General features: G+C 65.9%; 19 protein-coding genes. 10 read left to right on the top strand and 9 right to left on the bottom strand.

Going from position 1 to position 22,840, the window contains the following annotated elements; translation table 11 throughout:
* Nucleotides 1-78 precede the first annotated feature (78 nt).
* Nucleotides 79-744 carry a maleylacetoacetate isomerase gene (gene maiA / locus E8F06_RS29045; RefSeq protein ID WP_280372598.1) on the bottom strand — a complete coding sequence of 222 codons (666 nt, stop codon included), beginning with the start codon at nt 742-744 and terminating at the stop codon, nt 79-81.
* 296 nt (nt 745-1,040) lie between these two features.
* On the opposite strand from maiA, the gene E8F06_RS29050 reads away from it, so the two are divergent.
* Complete coding sequence (locus E8F06_RS29050) at nt 1,041-2,138, top strand: helix-turn-helix transcriptional regulator (protein WP_280372599.1); 1,098 nt, start codon at nt 1,041-1,043, stop codon at nt 2,136-2,138.
* Between the two features lie 153 nt (nt 2,139-2,291).
* Nucleotides 2,292-3,188, top strand: a complete 897-nt coding sequence (locus E8F06_RS29055; RefSeq protein WP_280372600.1) for a class I SAM-dependent methyltransferase — start codon at nt 2,292-2,294, stop codon at nt 3,186-3,188.
* 454 nt (nt 3,189-3,642) lie between these two features.
* On the opposite strand, the gene E8F06_RS29060 is transcribed toward E8F06_RS29055, so the two are convergent.
* The 5 genes from E8F06_RS29060 to E8F06_RS29080 form a co-directional block, all read right to left on the bottom strand.
* Nucleotides 3,643-5,424, bottom strand: a complete 1,782-nt coding sequence (locus tag E8F06_RS29060; RefSeq protein WP_280372601.1) for an ABC transporter ATP-binding protein — start codon at nt 5,422-5,424, stop codon at nt 3,643-3,645.
* Complete coding sequence (locus E8F06_RS29065; protein ID WP_280372647.1) at nt 5,417-6,019, bottom strand: DsbA family protein; 603 nt, start codon at nt 6,017-6,019, stop codon at nt 5,417-5,419. The genes E8F06_RS29060 and E8F06_RS29065 overlap by 8 nt, the downstream gene beginning before the upstream one ends.
* A gap of 38 nt (nt 6,020-6,057) precedes the next feature.
* Nucleotides 6,058-6,993, bottom strand: coding sequence for a rhodanese-related sulfurtransferase (locus E8F06_RS29070; protein WP_280372602.1), 936 nt, complete (start codon nt 6,991-6,993; stop codon nt 6,058-6,060).
* Nucleotides 6,994-7,129: 136 nt separating this feature from the next.
* Nucleotides 7,130-7,435: a BolA family protein gene (locus E8F06_RS29075; protein WP_280372603.1), complete on the bottom strand. Its 306-nt coding sequence runs from the start codon at nt 7,433-7,435 to the stop codon at nt 7,130-7,132.
* 13 nt (nt 7,436-7,448) lie between these two features.
* Nucleotides 7,449-7,958, bottom strand: coding sequence for a DUF2059 domain-containing protein (locus E8F06_RS29080; RefSeq protein WP_280372604.1), 510 nt, complete (start codon nt 7,956-7,958; stop codon nt 7,449-7,451).
* A 339-nt stretch (nt 7,959-8,297) separates the two neighbouring features.
* Here E8F06_RS29080 and E8F06_RS29085 point away from each other — a divergent pair, with 339 nt between their 5' ends.
* The 3 genes from E8F06_RS29085 to E8F06_RS29095 all read left to right on the top strand — a co-directional run bounded on the left by E8F06_RS29085 (nt 8,298) and on the right by E8F06_RS29095 (nt 11,391).
* Nucleotides 8,298-9,308 carry a DUF2804 domain-containing protein gene (locus E8F06_RS29085; RefSeq protein WP_280372605.1) on the top strand — a complete coding sequence of 337 codons (1,011 nt, stop codon included), beginning with the start codon at nt 8,298-8,300 and terminating at the stop codon, nt 9,306-9,308.
* A gap of 72 nt (nt 9,309-9,380) precedes the next feature.
* Nucleotides 9,381-10,775: a class II fumarate hydratase gene (locus E8F06_RS29090; protein ID WP_280372606.1), complete on the top strand. Its 1,395-nt coding sequence runs from the start codon at nt 9,381-9,383 to the stop codon at nt 10,773-10,775.
* A complete protein-coding gene (locus tag E8F06_RS29095; protein WP_280372607.1) occupies nt 10,768-11,391 on the top strand; it encodes an NAD(P)H-dependent oxidoreductase in 624 nt (207 codons plus the stop codon). Before E8F06_RS29090 ends, E8F06_RS29095 begins: the two co-directional genes overlap by 8 nt.
* Nucleotides 11,392-11,801: 410 nt before the next feature.
* Here E8F06_RS29095 and E8F06_RS29100 read toward each other — a convergent pair whose 3' ends face one another.
* Nucleotides 11,802-12,767 carry a DMT family transporter gene (locus E8F06_RS29100; protein ID WP_280372608.1) on the bottom strand — a complete coding sequence of 322 codons (966 nt, stop codon included), beginning with the start codon at nt 12,765-12,767 and terminating at the stop codon, nt 11,802-11,804.
* Between the two features lie 213 nt (nt 12,768-12,980).
* On the opposite strand from E8F06_RS29100, the gene E8F06_RS29105 reads away from it, so the two are divergent.
* A complete protein-coding gene (locus E8F06_RS29105; protein ID WP_190827568.1) occupies nt 12,981-13,190 on the top strand; it encodes a DUF6316 family protein in 210 nt (69 codons plus the stop codon).
* A 194-nt stretch (nt 13,191-13,384) separates the two neighbouring features.
* Here the strand turns inward: E8F06_RS29105 and E8F06_RS29110 are convergent, their stop codons facing one another.
* Nucleotides 13,385-14,569, bottom strand: a complete 1,185-nt coding sequence (locus E8F06_RS29110) for a thiolase family protein (RefSeq protein WP_280372609.1) — start codon at nt 14,567-14,569, stop codon at nt 13,385-13,387.
* Nucleotides 14,570-14,673: 104 nt separating this feature from the next.
* Nucleotides 14,674-16,161: a polyphosphate:AMP phosphotransferase gene (gene pap / locus E8F06_RS29115; RefSeq protein ID WP_280372610.1), complete on the bottom strand. Its 1,488-nt coding sequence runs from the start codon at nt 16,159-16,161 to the stop codon at nt 14,674-14,676.
* A 127-nt stretch (nt 16,162-16,288) separates the two neighbouring features.
* On the opposite strand from pap, the gene mnmC reads away from it, so the two are divergent.
* From mnmC to ngg, 4 genes are all read left to right on the top strand, one after another.
* Nucleotides 16,289-18,256, top strand: a complete 1,968-nt coding sequence (gene mnmC / locus E8F06_RS29120; protein WP_280372611.1) for a bifunctional tRNA (5-methylaminomethyl-2-thiouridine)(34)-methyltransferase MnmD/FAD-dependent 5-carboxymethylaminomethyl-2-thiouridine(34) oxidoreductase MnmC — start codon at nt 16,289-16,291, stop codon at nt 18,254-18,256.
* 2 nt (nt 18,257-18,258) lie between these two features.
* Nucleotides 18,259-19,008 carry a sulfite exporter TauE/SafE family protein gene (locus E8F06_RS29125; RefSeq protein WP_280372612.1) on the top strand — a complete coding sequence of 250 codons (750 nt, stop codon included), beginning with the start codon at nt 18,259-18,261 and terminating at the stop codon, nt 19,006-19,008.
* 255 nt (nt 19,009-19,263) lie between these two features.
* Complete coding sequence (locus tag E8F06_RS29130) at nt 19,264-21,033, top strand: N-acetylglutaminylglutamine amidotransferase (protein WP_280372613.1); 1,770 nt, start codon at nt 19,264-19,266, stop codon at nt 21,031-21,033.
* 4 nt (nt 21,034-21,037) lie between these two features.
* The gene (gene ngg / locus E8F06_RS29135; protein WP_280372614.1) at nt 21,038-22,777 is read left to right on the top strand and encodes an N-acetylglutaminylglutamine synthetase; all 1,740 of its coding nucleotides are present in this window, start codon (nt 21,038-21,040) and stop codon (nt 22,775-22,777) included.
* The last annotated feature ends 63 nt before the right edge of the window (nt 22,778-22,840 follow it).

A 22,840-nucleotide genomic window follows, 5' to 3' on the forward strand; every position in this document is an offset into this window, starting at 1 on the left:
TGTCGTGACGGGATTTCACCCGCCGGGCTTGTGGTCCGGCGGCACGTTGCAAGGCAGGTGGGTAGACCAGACCCCGGATTACTGTGCGTCTGGCTGTACCTCCGGAGCAGCATTCCTGAATGCTTCGAGGGCTTCGCAGCGCGCAGCGATATCGAGGATGCGCGGATAGGCCGACAGGTCACAGTCGAAGCGTCGTGCGTTGTAGATCTGGGGAACCAGACAGGCTTCCAGGTAGCCGGGGCGGCTGCCCAGGGAGAGCTTGCCGCCGAAGGATTCCAGGCCCTTTTCCACAGCGGCGAGACCTACGTCCACCCAGTGGCGGTACCAGGCATCCTTGGCCTCGTCGGCGACGCCCAGTTCAGCCTTGAGGTACTGCAGCACCCGCAGGTTGTTCAGCGGATGTACATCGCAGACGATGTGCATGGCCAGCGAGCGCACCAGGGCGCGCTGGGCGGGGTCGGCCGGCAGCAGGGCCGGTACGGGGAAGACTTCGTCGAGGTATTCGAGGATGGCCAGGGACTGGGCGATGCGGATTTCGCCACCGGCATTGCCGGCATCCACCAGCAGCGGCACCAGGCCCTGGGGGTTGAGCTCGCGATAGGCGTCCTGATGCTGCTGGCCGCCATCCTTGACCAGGTGCACCGGCTCCTGACGATAGGCCAGGCCCTTGAGGTTGAGGGCGATACGCACGCGGTAGGCAGCGCTGGAGCGCCAGTACCCGTAGAGGGTGAGTTCTGTATTCATGGCGTCGGGCCGAATTTTTGTTTGCGCCATCTCACTCTGGCAGGGCCTGGCGAACAAGGCGCGGAATCTCCCGCAGCGACGTGCTGGGCGGCCTATCCGGAAAGTTTTCCTTACAGCCCTGAAAAAGCGTCGATACCGCCTGCCAGACGCTCTGCCTGCGTAAGGATTTCTTGACAGCGTGTTCAGCCAGGCTTCCAGGCGGGAGTGCAGTTGGCCGACCAGCGGCGGTTTGCACGGGGTCCTGGCCTGTGCCATATGAAAGCAAAGCGCCACCAACCGCCGGGGAATGCCACGCAATGCCGCACATGGACGAGCTCTACGACAGCCTGGTCAACCTCTGCTACGAATGCGTGCTGGATGGCGGCGCCTGGCGGCCAATGCTGGAACTTCTGACGGCGGCCACCGGCCACCAGTTGGGCGCCCTGCTCTTCCTCGACCAGCACGAGAAACGGCCGCAGGTCACCTCCATCAACCTCTGCGACCCGGCCTGCGTGGAGGTCTACAACGCCTACTACCACCAGCTCGATCCGGCCAAGGACGTGCTGGTCCCGCGGCCGGTGGGCAGCTGGTATCACGACCTGGAGGACCTGGGCCCGCAACGCATCCGCCGCGACCCGTACTACCAGGAATTCCACCTCCCCTTCGGCATGAGCAACATCTCCTGCATCAAGCTGCACGAGCAGGCCGAATCGGGCGTCTACCTGTCGCTGCTGACCGCTGTGGGCGCGGCCTTGCCGGAGATGCGGCAGCGCGACCTGCTGATGCGCCTGAGCCCTCACCTGGTGCGCGCCGCGAAGATGTCCAACCACCTGCAGAACCTGGAACTGGAGGTGGCCCACCGCGACCTGCTGCTGGAACGCCACCCCGCGCCGCTCTGGCTGCTGGATGCCGAAGGCCGGGTGCGCTACTGCAACCGCCAGGCCGAGCAACGCCTGAGCCACCCGGCGTTCGCCCTGAAGGGCCTTCAGGGACGGCTGCATGGCAAGACGCTGGATGGCCGCCTGCAGGCGCTGATCCGCCAGGCTGCCGGCCAGGATGGCAAGCGCCGCGCCGGTTGGCTGCCTCTGCCGGGTGAAGCGCAAGGGCGCCTGCTGGTAACGCCGGTGCCCGAGTCTTCGCCGCTGTCGGCCCGGCACACTGGCCCGCTGGTGCTGCTGACACTGCTGGAAGGCCAGGCCGGGAGCCAATGGCTGGCTGACCTGTTCCAGTTCAGTCCGGCGGAGCAACGCCTGGCCAACCTGCTCGTCCAGGGCTTGGCACCGGAGGCCTGTGCCGAGCGCCTGAATGTTTCGATCAACACCATCCGTACCCAGTTGCGCGCGCTGTTCCGCAAGACCGAAACGGAACGTCAGGCGGAGCTGGTCACCCTCCTCGCTCGCCTGCAGGGCCTGTGATTCGCAGCAATCCGCCCATTTGAAAGCGCGATTTCATCTATCTGAATGATTGCGGGCAGATCGCCATCAACTAAGGTTCTACACGGAGATAGCACCTGCCTTTATCCCGCGTGCCGGGTCAAGGAATCCACGTTTGGCCAGAGGAGGTGGCGTGTGGAAGAGTCCAGTGATCCGGAAGAACTGAGCAGAGGCATCCAGCAACAACAACAGGTCAAGCAGGAACTGGCGGCAATCAAGGCCGAACGCGAGCGGCTGCGATTCGATACACCTGCACCGCCCCGGGAAGAGGCGCCGCCGCCGAGCAACATCCTTCCCTTTCCCAGCCGAACACTGCCAAGCCCCGGCCTGCGCTGCGGCAACGCGCTGCTGCTGGACTATCTCTATGGCGTCGAATCGGACGCCCTGCGCAGCCTGCCCGAGGAGCGCACCCGCCAGCTGTTCGATTTCGCCACCAGCGCGCAAGCGGCCCGCGCCCTGCGCTGCCGCCGCCGCATGCTTGCCCGCGCCCTGGACGAAACCTGCCTGGACGCCGGCAAGGGCGCGCGCATGCTGTGTGTCGCCGGTGGCCACTTCCGCGAGGCGGAGCTGGCCCGCGAACTGCGCCACGGGCACTTCGGCGAGATGCTGGTGTTCGATGACGACGCGGCGCGACTGGACACGGTGCGCAAGAGCTATGGTCCCTTGGGTGTGCGCACCCGCCTGGGCAACCTGAACCAACTGCTGAACGGTGAGTGCGAGTTCGAGGGCTACGACCTGGTGTATTCCTCTGGAATCACTGAGCTGCTGGATGACCGTCGCTGCGAACGCCTGGTCCACCGCCTGTTCCAGGCCCTGCGGCCGGGCGGTCGTCTGTTGCTGGCGAACTTCCGGCCGGGCGTCAATGCGATCGCCTTTCTCGAAGGGCTGCTGGACTGGCACCCGCATTATCGCCACGACGTGCAGATGCTCAGCCTGCTGGATGGGGTCGATTACAACCAGATCGCCTCGGCGCGGGTATTCCACGACATCGGCCAGCGCATCGTCTTCCTGGAGGCGGTGAGGTACGGCTGAGCTGCCCTGGCCCTTGAATGGGGGAGAGTCCCGTAGGTTGGTCCGAGCCTGCGAGGCCCAACGTGGCCAGTCACAGGCGCCGCAGCGTTGGGCTTCGCTTCGCTCTGACCAACCTACAAAAGCCCTCACATTCGCCAAGGGCCGCGCAGCGGCCCCGTAGGTTGGTCCGAGCCCGCGAGGCCCAACGCGGCCAGTCACGGGCGCCGCAGCGTTGGGCTTCGCTTCGCTCTGACCAACCTACAAAAGCCCTCACATTCGCCAAGGGCCGCGCAGCGGCCCCGTAGGTTGGTCCGAGCCTGCGAGGCCCAACGCGGCCAGTCGCAGGCGCCGCAGCGTTGGGTTTCGCTTCGCTCTAGCGGAACGCCGCCCGCACCAACCTACATAAGCCTCTTTGCTCTTGTGGGGGCGAATTCATTCGCGATTGAAATCGCCCCCAACAAAATCGGGGCAACCGTCAGCCCTGTTGCAGGTGCCCGTAGAGCTTGGCGTAGAGCCCGCCTTCGGCGATGAGCTGCTGGTGGTCACCGTCTTCGGCGATGTGGCCGCCGTCGAATACCAGCACCCGGTCCGCCTGCTTAACCGCTGACAGGCGGTGGGCGATGATCAGGGTGGTACGGCCGTTGAGGAAGGTGCCAAGGGCCTGGTGCAGGGCGTACTCGGTGGCCGCATCGAGCGCCGAGGTGGCCTCGTCGAGGATCACCACCTTGGGTTCAGCCAGCACCATGCGGGCGATGGCCAGGCGCTGCCGCTGGCCGCCGGACAGGCGCACGCCGGAGCGACCCACCACGCTGTCCAGCCTCTGGGGCAGGTTGCGGATGGTCTCGGCCAGCTGGGCGATTTCCAGGGCACGCCAGCAGGCGTCGTCGCTGCGCTCGCGGCCCATGGTCAGGTTGGCGCGCACGCTGTCGTTGAACAGCGCCGGGTGCTGCAGGACCACCGCGACGTTGTCGCGCACCTCGGCCAGGCCGATCTCTTCCAGCCGGCAACCGCCGTAGCGGATCTGCCCGGCCTGCGGCTGGTAGAGCCCCAGCAGCAGTTGCACCAGGGTGCTTTTGCCACCGCCGCTGGCACCGACGATGGCGACCTTCTCGCCGGGGGCGATGGAGAGGTTGAGGCCATCGAGCACCGGTTCGTCGGAATAGGCGAAGCGCAGGCCCTTCACTTCGATGCCCACGGTTTCGCGGCCACGGAACGGATCGACGCTCGGGCTGTACTGGGGCTCGTCGGCACGGGCCAGCAGTTCGTTGATGCGGCCCAGCGCAGCGCCAGCGGAATAGTAGGAATACTGCAGGCCCAGCAACTGCTCCACCGGGCCGATCATGAACCAGAGGTAGCTGAACACCGCCAGCATCTGGCCGATGGACAGGTCGGAGAACAGCACCGTGAGCATGGCCGCGGCGCGGAAGAAGTCGATGCCGAACTGGAACAGCAACCCGCTGGTGCGCCCCGCCGCGTCGCTCTTCCACTGGGAAGCGACGGCATAGTCGCGGACTTCCTGGGCGCGCTGGCCGAGACGGCCGAAGAAGAAGCCCTGGCGGTTGCTGGTACGCACTTCCTGGATGGCTTCCAGGGTTTCCGTCAGCGCCTGGGTGAAGCGCGCGGTGCTGTCGTTCTCCAGCTTCTTCAGGTGCTTGACGCGCTTGCCCAGCTGCACGGTGGCGTAGATCACCAGCGGGTTGAACAGCAGGATCAGCAGCGCCAGTTTCCAGTGCATCCAGACCAGGATGGCCGCCGTGCCGGTAAGGGTCAGCACGGCCACCAGGAAGCGGCTGAGGGTTTCGCCGACGAACTTATCCAGGGTGTCCAGGTCGGTCACCAGGTGGGCGGTGACGGTGCCGCCGCCGAGGCTTTCGTATTCGCCGAGGGAAATACGCTTCAGGCGTTCGATCAGGCGGGTACGGATGCGGTAGACGATGTCCTTGGCGAGCCGCGCGAACAGCCGCGCCTGCAGCACGTTGAACACCAGGGCCATGCCGCGCAGGACCAGGGTCACCACCAGCATCAGGCCGATGTAGCCGACGGCGTTTTCCCAGGGCGCGGGCAGGAAGTGGTCCATGAAGCGCAGTGCGGCATTGCCGCGCTGCAACAGCACCTCATCCACCAGCAATGGCAGCAACAGCGGAATGGGCACGCTGCAGAGGGTGGCCAGTACCGCGACAAGGTTGGCCAGCCAGAGGGCTTTCTTGTGGCGCAGGGCCAGACGGCGGATCTCCGCCCAGCTCAAGCGATCAGGCATGGTTGCCCCGTTCCAGCCAGCGACCCAGCAGCCGTGCCAGTTCGTCGAGCGGCTGGTAGCCGTTGGTCAGCAGCGCCAATTGACCATCTCGCTCGGCCAGCAGGGTGGGGAAACCGGCGATGCCGAGGTCCTGTACCCAGGTGAAATCGGCAACGGTCGCCTCATGGCTGGAGGCGGCGTCGAAGGCTTCGGCGAACTCGATGCGCGGAATCCCGGCCTGTTCGGCCAGTTCCACCAGGACAGAGGCCTGGGTCACGTTGCGGCCTTCGGCGTAAAAGGCGTGCTGGATCAGCCGAACCAGCGGCCAGGCCAGTTCCGGCGCAAGGGAACGGGCGACCACCATGGCGCGGCAGGCCGGCTCGGTGTCGTAGATGAAGTCGTCGGGCAGGGCTCCGTCGAAACGGAACGGCTGCCCGGTGGCCCGATGGACCGCCTGCCAGTGTTCGAGGATATAGCGCCGGGTGTTGGCATCCAGTGCGGCGCCCTGGCCAGTGCGCAGGCCGCCGGCCACCAGGTGCAGCGGAACGCCGGCCGCCGCGGCCTGTTCGGCGAGTGCCGACGCCACCGGGGCGAAGCCCCAGCACCAGGAGCACATGGGGTCCATCACATAGAGCAGGCGGGCGTTGGACAAACTCAATCCTCCAGGGCTTGGCGCGGGTCGCGGCCAATCGGGTGCGGCAGGTTGCGGGCCTTGGCCAGCTCGATTTGCTTCTGCCGCTCGATGGCGCTGGCGCGGGTCTTCTCGCTCAGGCTATCCCAGCAGTGCGGGCAGCTGATGCCGGGCGCGTAGTGCTCGGACTGGCGATCTTCCACGGAGATCGGGTTACGGCAGGCGTGGCACTGATCGAACTCGCCCTCGGTTAGATCGTGGCGCACGGTGACGCGGTTGTCGAAGACGAAGCAGTCGCCGCGCCAGAGGGTTTCGTCCTGGGGCACTTCTTCCAGGTACTTGAGGATGCCGCCCTTGAGGTGGAACACCTCTTCGTAGCCCTGGCCGAGCATGTAGCTGGAGGCCTTCTCGCAGCGGATACCGCCGGTGCAGAACATCGCCACCTTCTTGTGGCGCGAGGGGTCGAAGTTGGCCTTGATGTAGTCGGGGAATTCGCGGAACGACTTGGTCTGCGGGTCGATCGCGCCCTCGAAGGTGCCGATGGCCACTTCGTAGTCGTTGCGGGTATCGATCAGCAGCACTTCGGGGTCGCTGATCAGGGCGTTCCAGTCCTTGGGTTCGACGTAGGTGCCGACCTGCTGGTTGGGGTCCACGTTCGGCACGCCGAGGGTGACGATTTCCTTCTTCAGCTTGACCTTGGTGCGGTAGAAGGGTTGCTCCTCGCAGTAGGACTCCTTGTGGTCCAGATCCACCAGACGCGGATCGACCTTGAGCCAGGCGAGCAGCGCGTCGATGGCTTCGCGAGTGCCGGAAACGGTGCCGTTGATGCCTTCTTCGGCGAGCAGCAGGGTGCCCTTGACGCCGTTGTCCAGCATGGTCTTGAGCAGGGGTTCACGCAGCGCAACGTAGTCCTTCAGGGTGACGAACTTGTACAGCGCCGCAACAACGATCTGGGTCATGCGGTGACTTCCTCCAGTGGTCGCCCGCGTAAAGGGCGGACCGGGTGACAGAAACGACTGCGCCGGCGTGGGCCGGCGCGGGGCGAAGTCTATCAAAAAGCGGCTGGGATCAAGCTGCGATAAATGGCCCCAGGGATCAGTGGTCGTGCTTGCTGCCGCCAGCACAGGTGGGCGAATCCGGCGCTGCGCCCTGCTCCGCCCATTCCTCGGGGGTGTAGGTGTGCAGGGCCAGGGCATGGAACTGCCCCATGAGCTCGCCCAGGCTGCCATAGACCTTCTGGTGGCGCTTGACGGCATTGAGCCCGGCGAACGCCGGGCTGACGATCACCGCCTTGTAGTGGGTTTCCAGGCCGCGGCTGTGCATGTGGCTCTCGTCCAGTACGTCGAGGTGCTGGGGGTCGAGGGCCTGCAGGGCGGTCAGGATGCGGTCACGCATGGACATCGGTGGACTCCGCTTACTGCTTCTTCTTGTCCTGGGGCGCCAGTTCGCTGGTCATCTCGCTAAGCAGCTTGTTGACCTCGGGCACGGCGGATTCCAGGCGGGTCTGGGTGAGCTGGGCGGACTGCTGGGTCAGCGCAGGCATCTTTTCCAGCACTTTCTTGCCCAGGGGGGATTCGTAGAAGGCGATCAGGTCCTTCAGTTCACTCTCGGAGAAGTTGCTGGTGTAGATCTTCACCAGCTCCGGCTTCAGCTTGTCCCAGCCGACAGCCTTGTCCAAGGCAGCGTTGGCCTTGGCCTGGTAGCTCTCCAGGGTGGCCTTCTTGCTGGCAGGCGCCTGGGACTGCTGGAAACGCTGCTCGAACATCTGCTGCACCTGGGCGTAGACCGGAACGGTCAGCTTGTCGGCACGAGCGAGCTTGAGGAAGCGCTCGGCATCGGCGGCATGGCTGGCGGCATCGGCCAGGACCTGGCCGCTGGCGCAGGCCAGCAGTACGGCGGTGCAGAGAATGCGAAGCTTGGTCATTGAGTATCCTTGTCTGGGCACGGATGACGGGGACTGCCCCGGGGCTGGTCATTCTGCGCTCAAGCCGATATCGGGCTCAAGCGGCGGTTTTTTCGACAAGTACATGACGAAAATGTGCGATGCCGCACTCCACGAACATGTTGTCAAAACGCCATCACTTGCTCATGCTTTCGCCCGCTGGGCATGCTTTGCCGGCCAGGAACCTTGTCGCGCCCATCGACGGATTTTCCGATGAGCTGCAGCCGGCTTCCCTCGGCTCCGTACGAAAAATCCCCCAAAAGGACTGATGTCGTACAGAACCTGAAGTGCCCAGGCTTTGCACACACATGGACGTGCTCGATGAATAGCCATATCTCCACCCTGGAGCCGGGACTTCCCGCGCTCTGCGATGCCCGCGGCAAGCTCGCGCCCGCCGCTGTCGGCTGGTCAAGCCGGCCACGCCTGAACTGCGCGATCCCCGGTCACATGGGCCGGCGCAAGCGCTGGAACCACTGGTGCATCACCACCCCGCGCTGGATGCTCTCGCTGACCGTCGCGGACCTCGATTACCTGGGCTACGGCGCCGCTTACTTCCTCGATCTCGACAGCGGCCAGGCCGTCGCCCATACCCAACTGCGCCCCTTCGCCCTCGGCTGCCGGCTGCCGGACACGCCGCTGGAAAGCCACAGCTTCCACCACTCACGCCTGCAGATCCGCGTCGATGAGCACCCCGGCCGCCTGAGCTTGCGGGTGGAGGCGCCGGATATCGGCGGGCAGCCACTGCAAGCTGCCCTGGAAGTGCTGCGCCCCGCACACCTGGACTCAGTGAACCTGGTTGCTCCCCTCCCCGGCCACTGCTTCCACGCCAGCAGCCGCCAGCTCGGCCTGCCCGCCAGCGGTAGCGTGCAACTGGGCGGACGCCCGTACCAATGCACCCCCGGCCAGAGCTTTGCTGCCCTGGATTTCGGTCGCGGCGTCTGGCCCGTCCACAGCCACTGGACCCGCGCCGCCTTTGCCGCCCCCGGTGGCATCGCCGGCAATTTCGGCGCGGGCTGGACCGACTCCAGCGGCCTGACCGAGAACGCCCTGTGGTTCGGCGGCCGCCTGGCCAAGCTCGACCGCCCGGTGCAGATCGAGCAAACACCGAACAATCCCCTGGCCCCCTGGCTGCTTTCCACCGCCTGCCGACGGGTCGAACTCACCTTCACACCACGCCAGTTGCACCAGGCCTGCCCGCGCCTGGGCCTGTTCTACGCCGATACGCGCCAGTGGTTCGGTCGCTTCGACGGCGTATTGCGCAGCCCGGATGGCGAATGCGTGCCGGTGACCAATGCCCTTGGCTGGCTGGGTTCCACCCGCGCACGCTGGTAATTGCCCGAACGGTTGAACCGAGTGCCGGAGAGAGAGCCTAAACTGCGGAATCAATAGCCGGAGCCAACCCACATGAGCCGCACAGAAACCGACAGCCTGGGGCCAGTCGACGTCGCCGACGACGCCTACTGGGGTGCCCAGACCCAGCGCTCGCTGGAAAACTTCGCCATCGGAGGCGAGCGCATGCCGCTGGCGGTGGTGCACGCCCTGGCCCTGATCAAGAAGGCCGCCGCACGGGTCAATGGCCGCGACGGCGACCTGCCGCCGGATGTCGCCCGCCTGATCGAACAGGCCGCCGACGAAGTGCTGACCGGCAAACATGACGACCAGTTTCCCCTGGTGGTCTGGCAGACCGGTAGCGGCACCCAGAGCAACATGAACGTCAACGAGGTGATCGCTGGCCGCGCCAACGAACTGGCCACCGGACAACGCGGCGGCAAGAGCCCGGTGCACCCGAACGATCATGTGAACTTCGCCCAGAGCTCGAACGACTGTTTCCCCACGGCGATGCACATCGCCATCGCCAAGGCGGTGCAGCACGAGCTGCTGCCGGCCATCGCTGAACTCGCCGACGGCCTGGCCGAGCAATCCGCGCGGCACGCCCATCTGGTGAAGACCGGCCGCACCCACATGATGGATGCCACGCCCATCACCTTCGGCCAGGAGCTCTCTGCCTTCGTCGCCCAGCTCGACTATGCCGACAAGGCGATCCGCGCGGCGTTGCCGGCGGTCCTGCAACTGGCCCAGGGCGGCACCGCCGTGGGCACCGGCCTGAACGCGCCCCACGGTTTTGCCGACGCCATGGCCGCCGAACTGGCCGCGCTGTCCGGGCTGCATTTCGTCTCGGCACCGAACAAGTTCGCCGCCCTCGCCGGCCATGAGCCGCTGGTGAACCTCGGTGGCGCCCTCAAGACCCTCGCCGTGGCGCTGATGAAGATCGCCAATGACCTGCGCCTGCTGGGCTCCGGCCCGCGCGGTGGCCTGGCCGAGGTGCGGCTGCCGGCCAACGAACCGGGCAGTTCGATCATGCCCGGCAAGGTCAACCCGACCCAGTGCGAGGCGCTGTCGATGCTGGCCTGCCAGGTCATGGGCAACGACGCCACCATCGGTTTCGCCGCCAGCCAGGGGCACCTGCAGCTGAACGTGTTCAAGCCGGTGATCGTGCACAACCTGCTGCAATCGATCCGCCTGCTCGGCGACGGTTGCCGCAACTTCCAGAAGCACTGCGTGGCCGGCATGGAGCCGGACGCCGCGCGCATGGCCGAGCACCTGGAACGCGGCCTGATGCTGGTGACCGCGCTCAACCCGCACATCGGCTATGACAAGGCCGCGCAGATCGCCAAGAAGGCCTACACGGAAGGCACCACCTTGCGCGCCGCGGCCCTGGCGCTGGGTTACCTGACCGACGAAGAGTTCGATGCCTGGGTCCGCCCGGAAAGCATGCTGGAGGCCGGTCAACATGGCTGAAGCGGTCAAGCATGGAGCAACGCCACTGGAAGGTGACGGCAAGCGCATCCTGATGATTCTCGGCACCCCGAAAGGGGGAAGCTTGTGCCATGCCCTGAGCGATGCCTTCGCCCAGGGCGCCCGCAGCGAAGGCCACGTGGTGCGCCTGCTGAAGCTGGGGGAGATGCAATTCGACCCGGTGCTGCGCCAGGGCTATGACCAGAGCCAGAACCTGGAGCCCGACCTGCTCGAAGCGCAGCGGCAGATCCACTGGGCCGAGCACCTGGTGTTCGTCTATCCGGTCTGGTGGGGCGGCCTGCCGGCGCTGCTCAAGGGCTTCTTCGACCGCGTCTTCCTGCCCGGCTTCGCCTTCCGCTATCGCGGCCAGCAGTCAAAGGCCTGGGACAAACTGCTGACCGGGCGCACCGCTGACCTGCTGGTGACCCTGGACACGCCGCCCTGGTACTTCCGCTGGATCTACGGTGCCCCGGCGCACCGGCAGATGGTGCGCACCATCCTCGGCTTCTGCGGTATCAAGACCCGCCGCCTGACCGAGTTCTCCCCGGTGCGCCCCTCCTCCGAGGAACAACGCCAGACCTGGCTGCGCAAGGCGGAAATGCTCGGCACCCGTTGCTAGGTTTAGACGTCGGATGGGAAGAGCGGAGCGATACCCATGCGGACACGGTCGATGGGTATCGCAAGCTCCACCCATCCTACGAACTAGCCCCGTAGGTTGGTCAGAGCGCAGCGAAGCCCAACAACGGAGCCCGGACAGGCGTTGGGCTTCGCGTAGCTCAGCCGCAACCTACAGGGAGCGGAAACGCTCGGGACCCGCTGCTAGACCAAGTCGTAGGTTGGTCAGAGCGCAGCGAAGCCCAACAAGGGAGCCCGGACAGGCGTTGGGCTTCGCGTAGCTCAGCCGCAACCTACAGGGAGCCGAAACGCTCGGGACCCGCTGCTGGGCCGAGTCGTAGGTTGGTCAGAGCGCAGCGAAGCCCAACAAGGGAGCCCGGAAAGGCGTTGGGCTTCGCGTAGCTCAGCCGCAACCTACAGGGAGCTGGTTGCCGCCGCCTCACGCCGCGCCCGCCAGCTGCGCACCAGCGATGGCGCCAGGGCGGTGAGGGCCGAACCCAGCACGACGAACAGCGCGCCGGCGTAGGCGATCCAGTTGATTTCTTCCGGCTGCACATGGTCCGGCCAGAGAGCCGCGCAGGCGGCGACGCTGGCGAAGGTCACCAACGGGGTGATGGCCAGGGTGGCGCTGACCCGCGACGCCTCCCAGTGGGCCAGGGCTTCGGCAAAGGCGCCGTAGGCCACGAGGGTGTTCAGGCAGCAGGCCAGCAGCAGCCAGCCCTGCAGCGGGCTCAGGTTGAGCGCTTCCAGCGGATGCACCCAGGGCGTCAGCAAGGCGGCGCAGCCGAGGTAGATCACCATCATCACCTGCGCCGAACTCCAGTGGGTCAGCAGTTGCTTCTGCGCCAGCCCGTAGAAGGTCCACACGGCCGACGCCAGAAGGATCACCAGCACGCCCAGGGTGTACTGGCCCATGGACGTGAGCAGTTCCTCCAGGCGCTGATTGAAGAACAGCCCGAAGCCCAGCACCGTCACCACCAGGCCGAAGGCCTGCCCCAGGCTGAAGCTCTCCTTGAAGATGAACAGGCTGCTCAGCAGGAAGAGGATGGGCGCCACCTGGATCACCAACTGCGTGGTGCCGGGGCTGAGCATCTTCAGGCCGATGAGATAGAACACGTAGTTGCCGGTCAGGCCGCCCACTGCCAACACCACCAGCCAGCGGCCACGGGCGCCCAGCGGGCGGAATTCGGGCAGGCGACGATTGGCGCCCAGGTAAACGAACAGCAGCAAGCCGGCGACGATCAGGCGGTACCAGGTGACAGTCACCGGTTCCATGGTCTGCAGGACTTCCTTCAGCCAGATGGGCAGGACACCCCAGAGCACGGCCGTAACCAGGGCAAGGAACAGGCCGTAGACCCAACGGCCAGAGGAGATGTGCATGGGAACCTCAACGGGAAAGCCCGGCCTTCTGATGGCGGGCAGGACAAGAGACGCCATTCTAGGAGCGCCGGTTCCCAGGGCACAGGAACAGTTCCCGCACTGTCGAGGACAGAACTGTACCTGTCGTGATCCGCAGCCGCCCGTCGAGCCCCGGAGCAAGGCTGGCGACGCTGGTTAGACTCAACATGCCAATGCAGAAAAGGAGGTGGTCCGATGTTCGGCCGACGCGCGTCCGACAAGGCACCTGGCACCCACTACAGAAGCGAGCGTGTCAGTGCCGTGAACGGGCAGTACTTCTTCTCCACCCGAGAGGGAACCCTGGAAGGGCCCTTCTTCACCCGTGTGGATACGGAACGGGAGGTCGCGCTGTACATTCGCCGCGTACAGCTATCCAACGCGATACTTGTTCGACGGGCGCCATGAGCGCCTCACAATGAAAGAACCCGCGCCAGGCGCGGGTTTTTCTTTTGCGGAAATCGAATGGGCGTCAGGCACCGTCGCTGTGGGGGCGAATTCATTCGCTATGGGCAGCGCAGCCGCCCCACGACACGGCAGGGCGAACCTGCGGTCCGCATAGCGATTGAAATCGCCCCCACAAAATGCAGGCAACACAGCCCTCAGCGATACGCCTCGAACAGCCCGGTGGCGCCCATGCCGCCGCCGACGCACATGGTGACGATGCCGTAGCGCTTGCCCTGGCGCTGCAGTTCGCGCACCAGGTGGCCGACCTGGCGCGAACCGGTCATGCCGAAGGGGTGGCCGATGGAGATGGAGCCGCCGTTGACGTTGTACTTCTCGTTGTCTATGCCCAGGCGGTCGCGGGCATAGAGGCACTGGGAGGCGAAGGCTTCGTTGAGCTCCCAGAGGTCGATGTCGTCGACGGAGAGGCCCTTGGCCTTCAGCAGCTTCGGCACCGAGAACACCGGACCGATGCCCATCTCGTCCGGCTCGCAACCGGCGACGGTGAAGCCACGGAAGAACGCCTTGGGTTTCAGGCCCAGCTCCAGCGCCTTGTCCAGGCTCATCAGCAGGGTCATGGAGGCGCCGTCGGAAAGCTGCGAGGAATTGCCGGCGGTCACCGAGCCGTCCTCAGAGAACACTGGCTTCAGGGAAGACAGGCCTTCCAACGTGGTGTCGGCGCGGTTGCAGTCGTCGCGGTCCACCACGCCTTCGATGATGCTCTTCTCGCCGGTGGCCTTGTCTTCGACGAAGTACTTCACGCTCATCGGCACGATTTCGTCGTTGAACAGACCTGCGGCCTGGGCGCGGGCGGTGCGCTGCTGGCTCTGCAGGGCGTAGAGATCCTGCGCTTCGCGGCTGACGTTGTAGCAGCGGGCGACGATCTCGGCAGTCTGGCCCATGGGGTAGTAGATGCCGGGGTGTTCGAGCTTCAGACGCGGGTTGACGAAGTTGTCCTGGTTGATGCTCTTCAGGGTCAGGGTGATGGACTCGACACCGCCGGCCACCATCACGTCGCTGCAGCCCGAGGCGATCTGGTTGGCGGCGATGGCAATCGCCTGCAGGCCCGAGGAGCAGTAGCGGTTGAGGGTCATGCCGGCAACGCCGACGCCCAGGCCCGACAGCACCGCCACGTTGCGGCCGATGTTGTGGCCCTGGGCGCCTTCGTTGGAGCCGGCGCCCACCACGCAGTCGTCCACCAGCGCCGGGTCGAGATCATTGCGTGCCAGCAGGGCATTCACGCAGTGGGCGGCCATGTCGTCCGGCCGGGTCATGTTGAACTTGCCGCGGAAGGACTTGGCCAGGCCAGTCCGCACGCTGTCGACGATCACCACTTCACGCATGACGCACCTCGTTATTGTTGGGATGGAAAGTGGGGTGAGCATAGTTCCGGTCCATGTTTCCTCACCACGATCATTCATCCTGCGTATGCGCGGCCATCCCGTGCTCAGTCTTTCTTGAAGGCAGCCTCCAGCGCTTCGTTGATGGTGCGCAGTACCTTCACCCGGGCGTAACGCTTGTCGTTGGCCTCCACCAGGGTCCAGGGAGCGATCTCGGTACTGGTGCGATCGACCATGTCGTCCACCGCGTTGACGTAGAGGTCCCACTTGTCGCGGTTGCGCCAGTCTTCCTCGGTGATCTTGTAGCGCTTGAAGGCAACTTCCTCACGCTCCTTGAAGCGTTCCATCTGGGTGTTCTTGTCGATGGACAGCCAGAACTTCACCAGCACGATGCCGTAGTTGTGCAACTGCTCCTCGAAGTCGTTGATCTCGCCGTAGGCGCGCAGCCAGTCGGCCTCGGAGCAGAAGCCCTCGACACGCTCCACCAGCACGCGGCCGTACCAGGAACGGTCGAAGATGGTGAACTGCCCGCGCCCCGGCACATGACGCCAGAAGCGCCAGAGATAGGGCTGTGCCCGCTCTTCCTCGGTGGGCGCGGCGATTGGCACGGTGCGGTACTGCCGTGGGTCCAGCGCACCGGTGACGCGGCGGATCGCCCCGCCCTTGCCAGCCGCGTCGTTGCCCTCGAACACCGCCATCAGGGCATGGCCACGCATGCGCTTGTCGCGCATCAACCCGCTGAGCCGCGCCTGTTCGGTGGCGAGCTGTTCCTTGTAGTCGTCCTTGTCCAGCTTGCGGCTGAGGTCGAGGCTGTCCAGCAGGCTCAGCTTGTCGAGACTGGACATCAGCGGCGCCGCATGGGGCTGCGGCTTGGGCCTGCCCTTCTGCTTGAGGGCCGCCTGCAGCCCTTCGAGGATGATGCGGCCGACACTGAGGCTGCGGTAATACTCGTCGGCACCCTCGATCACGTACCAGGGCGCGTAGTCGCGGCTGGTGCGACGCAGTACCCGTTCACCGAAGCGCACGAAGCGGTCGTAGACCTCGCTCTGCTTCCAGTCCAGCGGATTGAGCTGCCAGCTGCGCTGGGGATCCTTCTCCAGGGCCTTGAGGCGCTCCTTGAGCTGCTTCTTGGACAGGTGGAACCAGAACTTGAAGATCAGCGCCCCTTCGTCGCAGAGCATGCGCTCGAAGCCTTCGGCATCGTTGATGGCCTGGTCCAGGCGGGCGTCCTTGATGTCGCCCTCGACCCGCGCGTGGAGCATCTGGCTGTACCAGTTGCCGAAGAAGATGCCGATCCGCCCCTTGCCCGGCAGCTTGCGCCAGAAGCGCCACTGCGGCGGCCGCGAGAGTTCTTCGTCGGTGGGACGCAGGAAGCTCTCGACGTTGATCAGGCGCGGGTCCATCCATTCGTTGAGCAGCTTGACCGTCTCGCCCTTGCCGGCACCTTCGATACCGTTGATCAGAATGAGCACCGGGAAGCGCGCCTGCTGCTTCAGCTCGAACTGGGCTTCCAGCAGGGCTTCGCGCAGTTCCAGCACGGCCTTCTCATAGGTTTCCTTGTCGATTGAGTGGCCGATTTCGGCGGATTCGAACATGCAGACCTCCTTGGCTTGATGGAGAAAAGGTAGCGGACATCGACGCGCTCCGTCTCCGTTGTTTCGGATCAAACCGACGCGGCCTTCCGATCGGCTACTATTCGCGCTTCGCAGTCAGGAATACCCCATGTCCGATTTCCACCACGCCCAACTCGACTGGGACGAACAGGGCCGACCGCTGTCGCGGGAATTCGACGACGTCTACTTCTCTCCGACCTCGGGTTTCGACGAAACCCATCATGTGTTCATCAATGGCAACGACCTGACCCGGCGTTTCACCGAACTGCCGGCCGGCGGGCGTTTTTGCATTGGCGAAACCGGTTTCGGTACCGGGCTGAATTTCCTCTGTGCCTGGCAATTGTTCGAACAGTGCGCGCCGGCCGGTGCCCGATTGCACTTCGTCAGCGTGGAGAAGTTCCCCCTCACCCGCGACGACCTCCAGCGCGCCCTGGCCCTGTGGCCGCAACTGGCGCCCCAGGCTGCCCAATTGCTGGACCAGTACGTGGCGATCCACCCCGGTTTCCAGCGTTTCAACCTGGCCGCGGGCCGCGTGGTGCTCACCCTGCTGGTGGGCGATGCCCTGGACTGCCTGCCCGAGCTGGACGCGCGCATCGACGCCTGGTTCCTCGACGGTTTCGCCCCGGCGAAGAACCCCGAAATGTGGAGCCCCACCCTGTTCACCCAGCTGGCGCGACTGTCCCACCCGGGAACCACCCTCGCCTCCTTCACCTCCGCCGGCTTCGTGCGCCGTGCGCTGAAGGAAGCCGGCTTTGCCATCAAGCGCCTGCCCGGCTTCGGCAAGAAATGGGAGATGAGCCGGGGCCTGTTCACCGGTGAGCGGCAAGACGATGCCAAGCCCTGGTTCGCTCGCCCGCGCTTCGTCCCCCAGCGACACGAGGCCCTGGTGATAGGCGCGGGACTGGCCGGCTGCGCCACGGCCGCCAGCCTCGCCGCGCGCGGCTGGCAAGTGACCCTGCTGGAGCGCCACGGCGAGCCGGCACAGGAAGCCTCCGGCAACCCTCAGGGCGTGCTCTACCTCAAGCTCTCCGCCCATGGAACGCCGCTGTCGCGGTTGATCCTCAGCGGATTCGGCCATACCCGCCGACTGCTGCAACGCCTGGAACAGGGCCACGACTGGCAGGCCTGCGGCGTGCTGCAACTGGCCTTCGATGACAAGGAAGCGCAGCGCCAGGCGAAACTGGCCGAGGCCTTCCCCGCCGACCTGCTGCATCGCCTGAACAAGGCTGAAGCGGAAGCCCTGGCCGGCGTAACCTTGCCTGCCGGCGGCCTGTTCTATCCCGAGGCGGGTTGGGTCCATCCGCCGGCCCTGTGCCGCCTGCTGGCGAGCCATCCGAACATCCGCCTGGTCACCCACGGCGAAGCCCTGGAGCTGCAGCGCGAGGACGATCTCTGGCACGCCCGGGATACCGAGCGCACCCTGGCCACCGCCCCGGTGGTGGTGCTGGCGGGGGCCGCCGATGTGCTGCGTTTCCCCCAGGCCACCGGACTCCAGCTCAAGCGCATTCGCGGGCAGATCAGCCGCCTGCCGGCCACTGCCGAAAGCGCGACGCTCGGCACCGTACTCTGCGCCGAAGGCTACGTGGCGCCTCCGCGCGACGGCGAACACACCCTGGGCGCCAGCTTCGACTTCCACAGCACCGACCTCACCCCCACCGCCGCCGAGCACGCGGGCAACCTCGAACTGCTGGAGGAAATCTCCCCGGACCTCGGCCGCCGCCTGCACGTCGCCGAACTGGAACCGGAGCGCCTGGAAGGCCGCGCCGCCTTCCGCTGCACCACCCCGGACTACCTGCCGATCGTCGGCCCGCTGGCGGATGCTGACGCCTTCGCCCAGGCCTATGCCGTGCTGGCCAGGGACGCGCGCCAGGCGCCACAAGTGCCGGCTCCCTGGTTCGACGGCCTCTATGTGAACAGCGCCCACGGCTCGCGCGGCCTGATCACCGCGCCGCTGTCCGGCGAGTTGCTGGCCGCCTGGCTCGACGACGAACCGCTGCCGGTACCCCGCGCCGTGGCCGAGGCCTGCCACCCCAACCGCTTTGCCTTGCGCCGCCTGATTCGCGGCCAGAGCGCCTGATCATGGAGCTATTGCTACTCGAAGCCCTGGTCATCGGTGCCGTGCTCGGCTTGCTGCTGGGCCTGACCGGCGCCGGCGGTTCGCTGGTCGCCCTGCCCCTGCTGCTCAGCCTGCACCTGCCATTGCGCGATGCCATCGGCGTGAGCCTCGGCGCCGTCGCCCTGTCCGCGGCCATCGGCGCCATTCCCCGCGCCAGCCAGGGGCTGGTGGCCTGGCGCCCGGTGCTGTTGTTGGCCATCTGCGGCCTGCCCGGCAATGCCGTCGGCCAATGGCTGGGGCGCTTCATTCCCGAGTTCGCGCTGATACTCGGTTTCTGCCTGCTGGTGCTCTGGTCCGCATGGCGCATGTGGCGTGGCGCGGCGTTGCCCAAAAGCCACTCCGGCCCGCTGCGCAGTACGCCACTGATGGCCATCGGCGCTGGTGTGGGGCTGCTGTCGGGGGTGATGGGCGTGGGCGGCGGCTTCCTCGTGGTGCCGGCGCTGCTCTGGTACACGCCGTTGTCGATGCTGGCCGCCACCGCCACCTCGATGGCGGTGATCGCGCTGGTTTCCGGCGGTGGCTTCCTGCTCTATCTCACCGGCGCCCAGCCGCCCATGGCCCTGCTCGGTGGCCTGGCAGCCGGCGGCGCGGTCGGCGTGCTCTGCGGCAATCGACTGGCCACTCGTCTGCGCGGCGCCACTCTGCAACGTCTGTTCGCGCTGATGCTGGTAGCAGTAAGTCTGTCGCTTGCCGCACAAAAACTTCTGAACTGAGAACCTCTCCACGACCTGCTGCGCGTCGGAATAGCTGCGTTGAGAGTGGCTTCGAAATGCTCATTTACAGCTCGTAGACTCCGCTTTCTCAGCCACGCTCGCCTTGCTCTTCTCTAGCTCGCGAGGCCGTGAAAAGGTTCTGCGTTTTCTCTTAGAAACAATCGATATAAAACTCACAGAAGTGCACAAGGGTCGGACCCTAGAGTGCCCCTTTCCGGGGCACCCACTCCCCAACGGCAACACCGGTAAGGAACTATGTGCGGCATTTCTGGAGAACTTCGCTTCGACAAACGCCCGGCCGACCTGGCCGCCCTCGATAGAATCACCCACCATCTAGCGCCCCGTGGTCCAGACGCCTGGGGCCTGCACAGCCAGGGACCGATCGCCCTGGGCCATCGACGGCTGAAGATCATGGACCTGGCAGACGCCTCCGGTCAGCCCATGCTGGACCCCGAACTGGGGCTGGCCATGGTGTTCAACGGCGCCATCTACAACTACCCCGAACTGCGCAAGGAACTGCTCGCCCTCGGTTATCGCTTCCATTCCGACGGCGACACCGAGGTGCTGCTCAAGGCCTGGCATGCCTGGGGCAAGGACATGCTGCCGCGGCTCAATGGCATGTTCGCCCTGGCCATCTGGGAACGTGACAACCAGCGCCTGTTCCTCGCCCGCGACCGCCTCGGCATCAAACCGCTCTACCTGTCACGCAACGAGCAGCGCCTGCGCTTCGCCTCCAGCCTGCCGGCTCTGCTCCAGGGCGGCGACCTGGACACAACGCTGGACCCGCAGGCGCTGAACTTCTACCTCAACTTCCATTCCGTGGTGCCCGCGCCACGGACCCTGGTCAAGGGTGTGGAAAAGCTGCCACCGGCGAGCTGGATGCTGATCGATGCCGACGGCAACTGCAGCCAGGGCATCTGGTGGGAACTGGAGTACGGCCCGCGCGAGGATGAACAGAGCCTCAGCTTCGACGACTGGCGCGACCGCCTGCTGACCGGGCTGCGGGACGCCGTGTCGATCCGCCAGCGCGCCGCCCGCGAGGTGGGCGTCCTGCTGTCCGGCGGGGTGGATTCCAGCCTGTTGGTGGGCCTGTTGGCGGAGTCCGGTATCGAACAGTTGGCGACCTTCTCCATCGGTTTCGAGGATGCCGGCGGCGAACGCGGCGACGAGTTCGAGTTCTCCGACCTGATCGCCAATCACTACGGCACCCGCCACCAGCAGTTGCGCATCGATGAGCACGAAGTGCTGGAGCAGTTGCCTGCCGCCTTCGCCGCCATGAGCGAGCCCATGGTCAGCCACGACTGCATTGCCTTCTATCTGCTGTCCCGCGAGGTATCCCGGCACTGCAAGGTTGTGCAGAGCGGCCAGGGTGCCGACGAACTCTTCGGCGGCTATCACTGGTACCCGCCGCTGGCCGACACCCGCGACCCGTTCAACAGCTACCGCGCGGCCTTCTTCGACCGCGCCCACCCCGAATACGAGGCCACAGTGCAGCCGGACTGGGTCACCGAGGACCTTGCCGGCGATTTCGTGCGCCAGCACTTCGAGCACCCCGGCGCCCTCGACTCGGTGGACAAGGCGCTGCGCCTGGACAGCACGGTGATGCTGGTGGACGACCCGGTGAAGCGGGTGGACAACATGACCATGGCCTGGGGTCTGGAAGCGCGGGTGCCGTTCCTCGACTACCGGGTGGCCGAGTTGTCGGCGCGGATTCCCTCGCGTTTCAAGCTCGGCGACGGCGGCAAGGCGGTGCTCAAGGCCGCCGCGCGCCAGGTCATTCCCCACGAGGTGATCGACCGGCCCAAGGGTTACTTCCCGGTGCCCGGTCTCAAGCACCTGGAAGGCCGGACCCGCGACTGGGTACGCGAACTCCTGCTGGACCCGAGCCAGGATCGCGGCCTGTTCCGGCCGGCCATGCTGGAACGCCTGCTGGCCAGTCCCCCGGAAGACATCACCCCGCTCCGGGGTTCGAAGCTCTGGCAGATGGCGGCGCTCAACCTCTGGCTCAATCAACAGGGACTCTGAACCGATGAAAGCCCATACCCAGCACAGCCAGCGCCTGTTGCGCGGCCAGATTCCGTCCTATCAGCGCCTGCAGGCTCGACTGGCCGAGGGGCACCTGGAACCCCATGAAGCACCGCAGATCCTCCACTGCGGCTGGGGCCGCCTGCTACTCGGCCACACCTTCCCCGACCCCGTGAGCCTCGCCCGGGAGCTGCTGGATGAACAGCCCGGCGAACGCGATATCGCCCTCTACGTCGCCGCGCCCCAGCAGGTGCTGGCCCAGGCGCCGCAGCAACTCTTTCTCGACCCATCCGACACCCTGCGCCTCTGGTTCCCCGACTACCGCCCCGCGCGCCGGGCCTTTCGCGGCTTCCGCATCCGCCGCGCCCTGAGCGATACCGACTGGCAGGCGGTCAATCAGCTCTACCGCTGCCGCGGCATGCTGCCGGTCGACCACGATGCCATCACCCCACGCCACCAGGGCGGGCCGGTGTACTGGCTGGCCGAGGACGAGCGCGACAACCAGGTGATAGGCGCCGTCATGGGCCTCAACCACCAGAAGGCCTTCGACGATCCGGATGGCGGTTCCAGCCTCTGGTGCCTGGCGGTGGACCCGCAATGCAGCCGCCCTGGCGTGGGCGAAGTCCTGGTGCGGCACCTGATCGAGCACTTCATGAGCCGTGGGCTCAACTACCTCGACCTCTCGGTGCTGCACGACAACCGCCAGGCCAAGGCACTCTATTCCAAGCTGGGTTTCCGCGACCTGGCCACCTTCACGGTCAAGCGCAAGAACAGCATCAACCAGACCCTGTTCCTCGGTCCCGGCCCGGAAGCGGGGCTCAACCCCTACGCCCGCATCATCGTCGACGAAGCCCTGCGACGCGGTATAGAAGTGCAGGTGGACGACGTCGAAGGCGGGCTGTTCTGTCTCAGCCAGGGCGGTCGGCGCATCCGCTGCCGGGAGTCGCTGTCCGACCTCACTAGCGCGGTGAGCATGACCCTCTGCCAGGACAAGCAGCTGACCCATCGCGCCCTCGCTCGCGTCGGCATCTTCCAGCCGGAGCAGCGCCTGGCAGGCAAGGACGAGGAGAATGCGGCCTTCCTTGCCGAACACGGCAGCCTGGTGGTCAAGCCGGTGAATGGCGAACAGGGCCGGGGTGTGGCAGTGGACTTGCGCAATCTCGATGAGCTGAAGACCGCCATCGCCAACGCCGAGCACTTCGACAGCCGTGTGATCCTGGAAAGCTGTCACCAGGGCTTCGACCTGCGGGTGGTGGTGATCAATTACGAAGTGGTGGCGGCAGCCATTCGCCGCCCCGCCGAAGTCCTGGGCGACGGCCTGCGCACGCTGAAGCAGCTGATCGAACGCCAGAGCCGCCGACGCCAGGCCGTGACCCAGGGGGAAAGCCGCATTCCGCTGGATGGCGAGACCGAGCGCACCCTGCAAGCCGCCGGCTTTGCCTATGAAGACGTCCTGCCGGCCGGAACCCGGCTGGCGGTACGGCGTACCGCCAACCTGCACACGGGCGGCACCCTGGAGGACGTCACCGCGATCCTGCATCCGGCCCTGGCCGAGGCCTCCATCCTCGCCGCGCGGACCCTGGAAATACCGGTGGTGGGCCTGGACCTGCTGGTCCCCGCCGCCGACCAGCCGGACTACGTGATGATCGAAGCCAACGAACGGGTCGGCCTGGCCAATCACCAGCCGCAACCCACGGCGGAGCGCTTCATCGATTTGCTGTTCCCGCTCACGCGAGCGCCCTGACCGTTCCAGCTGGTGGGCTGACGCCCACCCTACTGTGTGCCATGTAGGGTGGGCTTCAGCCCA

Source organism: Pseudomonas sp. BN411 (assembly GCF_029871235.1).
In the GTDB taxonomy this organism is placed as follows: domain Bacteria; phylum Pseudomonadota; class Gammaproteobacteria; order Pseudomonadales; family Pseudomonadaceae; genus Metapseudomonas.

Coding starts and splice junctions, on each gene's coding strand:
- maiA (WP_280372598.1), bottom strand. CDS start 744: ATGAATACAGAACTCACCCTCTACGGGTACTGGCGCTCCAGCGCTGCC.
- E8F06_RS29050 (WP_280372599.1), top strand. CDS start 1,041: ATGCCGCACATGGACGAGCTCTACGACAGCCTGGTCAACCTCTGCTAC.
- E8F06_RS29060 (WP_280372601.1), bottom strand. CDS start 5,424: ATGCCTGATCGCTTGAGCTGGGCGGAGATCCGCCGTCTGGCCCTGCGC.
- E8F06_RS29065 (WP_280372647.1), bottom strand. CDS start 6,019: ATGTGCTCCTGGTGCTGGGGCTTCGCCCCGGTGGCGTCGGCACTCGCC.
- E8F06_RS29070 (WP_280372602.1), bottom strand. CDS start 6,993: ATGACCCAGATCGTTGTTGCGGCGCTGTACAAGTTCGTCACCCTGAAG.
- E8F06_RS29075 (WP_280372603.1), bottom strand. CDS start 7,435: ATGTCCATGCGTGACCGCATCCTGACCGCCCTGCAGGCCCTCGACCCC.
- E8F06_RS29080 (WP_280372604.1), bottom strand. CDS start 7,958: ATGACCAAGCTTCGCATTCTCTGCACCGCCGTACTGCTGGCCTGCGCC.
- E8F06_RS29085 (WP_280372605.1), top strand. CDS start 8,298: ATGAATAGCCATATCTCCACCCTGGAGCCGGGACTTCCCGCGCTCTGC.
- E8F06_RS29090 (WP_280372606.1), top strand. CDS start 9,381: ATGAGCCGCACAGAAACCGACAGCCTGGGGCCAGTCGACGTCGCCGAC.
- E8F06_RS29095 (WP_280372607.1), top strand. CDS start 10,768: ATGGCTGAAGCGGTCAAGCATGGAGCAACGCCACTGGAAGGTGACGGC.
- E8F06_RS29100 (WP_280372608.1), bottom strand. CDS start 12,767: ATGCACATCTCCTCTGGCCGTTGGGTCTACGGCCTGTTCCTTGCCCTG.
- E8F06_RS29105 (WP_190827568.1), top strand. CDS start 12,981: ATGTTCGGCCGACGCGCGTCCGACAAGGCACCTGGCACCCACTACAGA.
- E8F06_RS29110 (WP_280372609.1), bottom strand. CDS start 14,569: ATGCGTGAAGTGGTGATCGTCGACAGCGTGCGGACTGGCCTGGCCAAG.
- pap (WP_280372610.1), bottom strand. CDS start 16,161: ATGTTCGAATCCGCCGAAATCGGCCACTCAATCGACAAGGAAACCTAT.
- mnmC (WP_280372611.1), top strand. CDS start 16,289: ATGTCCGATTTCCACCACGCCCAACTCGACTGGGACGAACAGGGCCGA.
- E8F06_RS29125 (WP_280372612.1), top strand. CDS start 18,259: ATGGAGCTATTGCTACTCGAAGCCCTGGTCATCGGTGCCGTGCTCGGC.
- E8F06_RS29130 (WP_280372613.1), top strand. CDS start 19,264: ATGTGCGGCATTTCTGGAGAACTTCGCTTCGACAAACGCCCGGCCGAC.
- ngg (WP_280372614.1), top strand. CDS start 21,038: ATGAAAGCCCATACCCAGCACAGCCAGCGCCTGTTGCGCGGCCAGATT.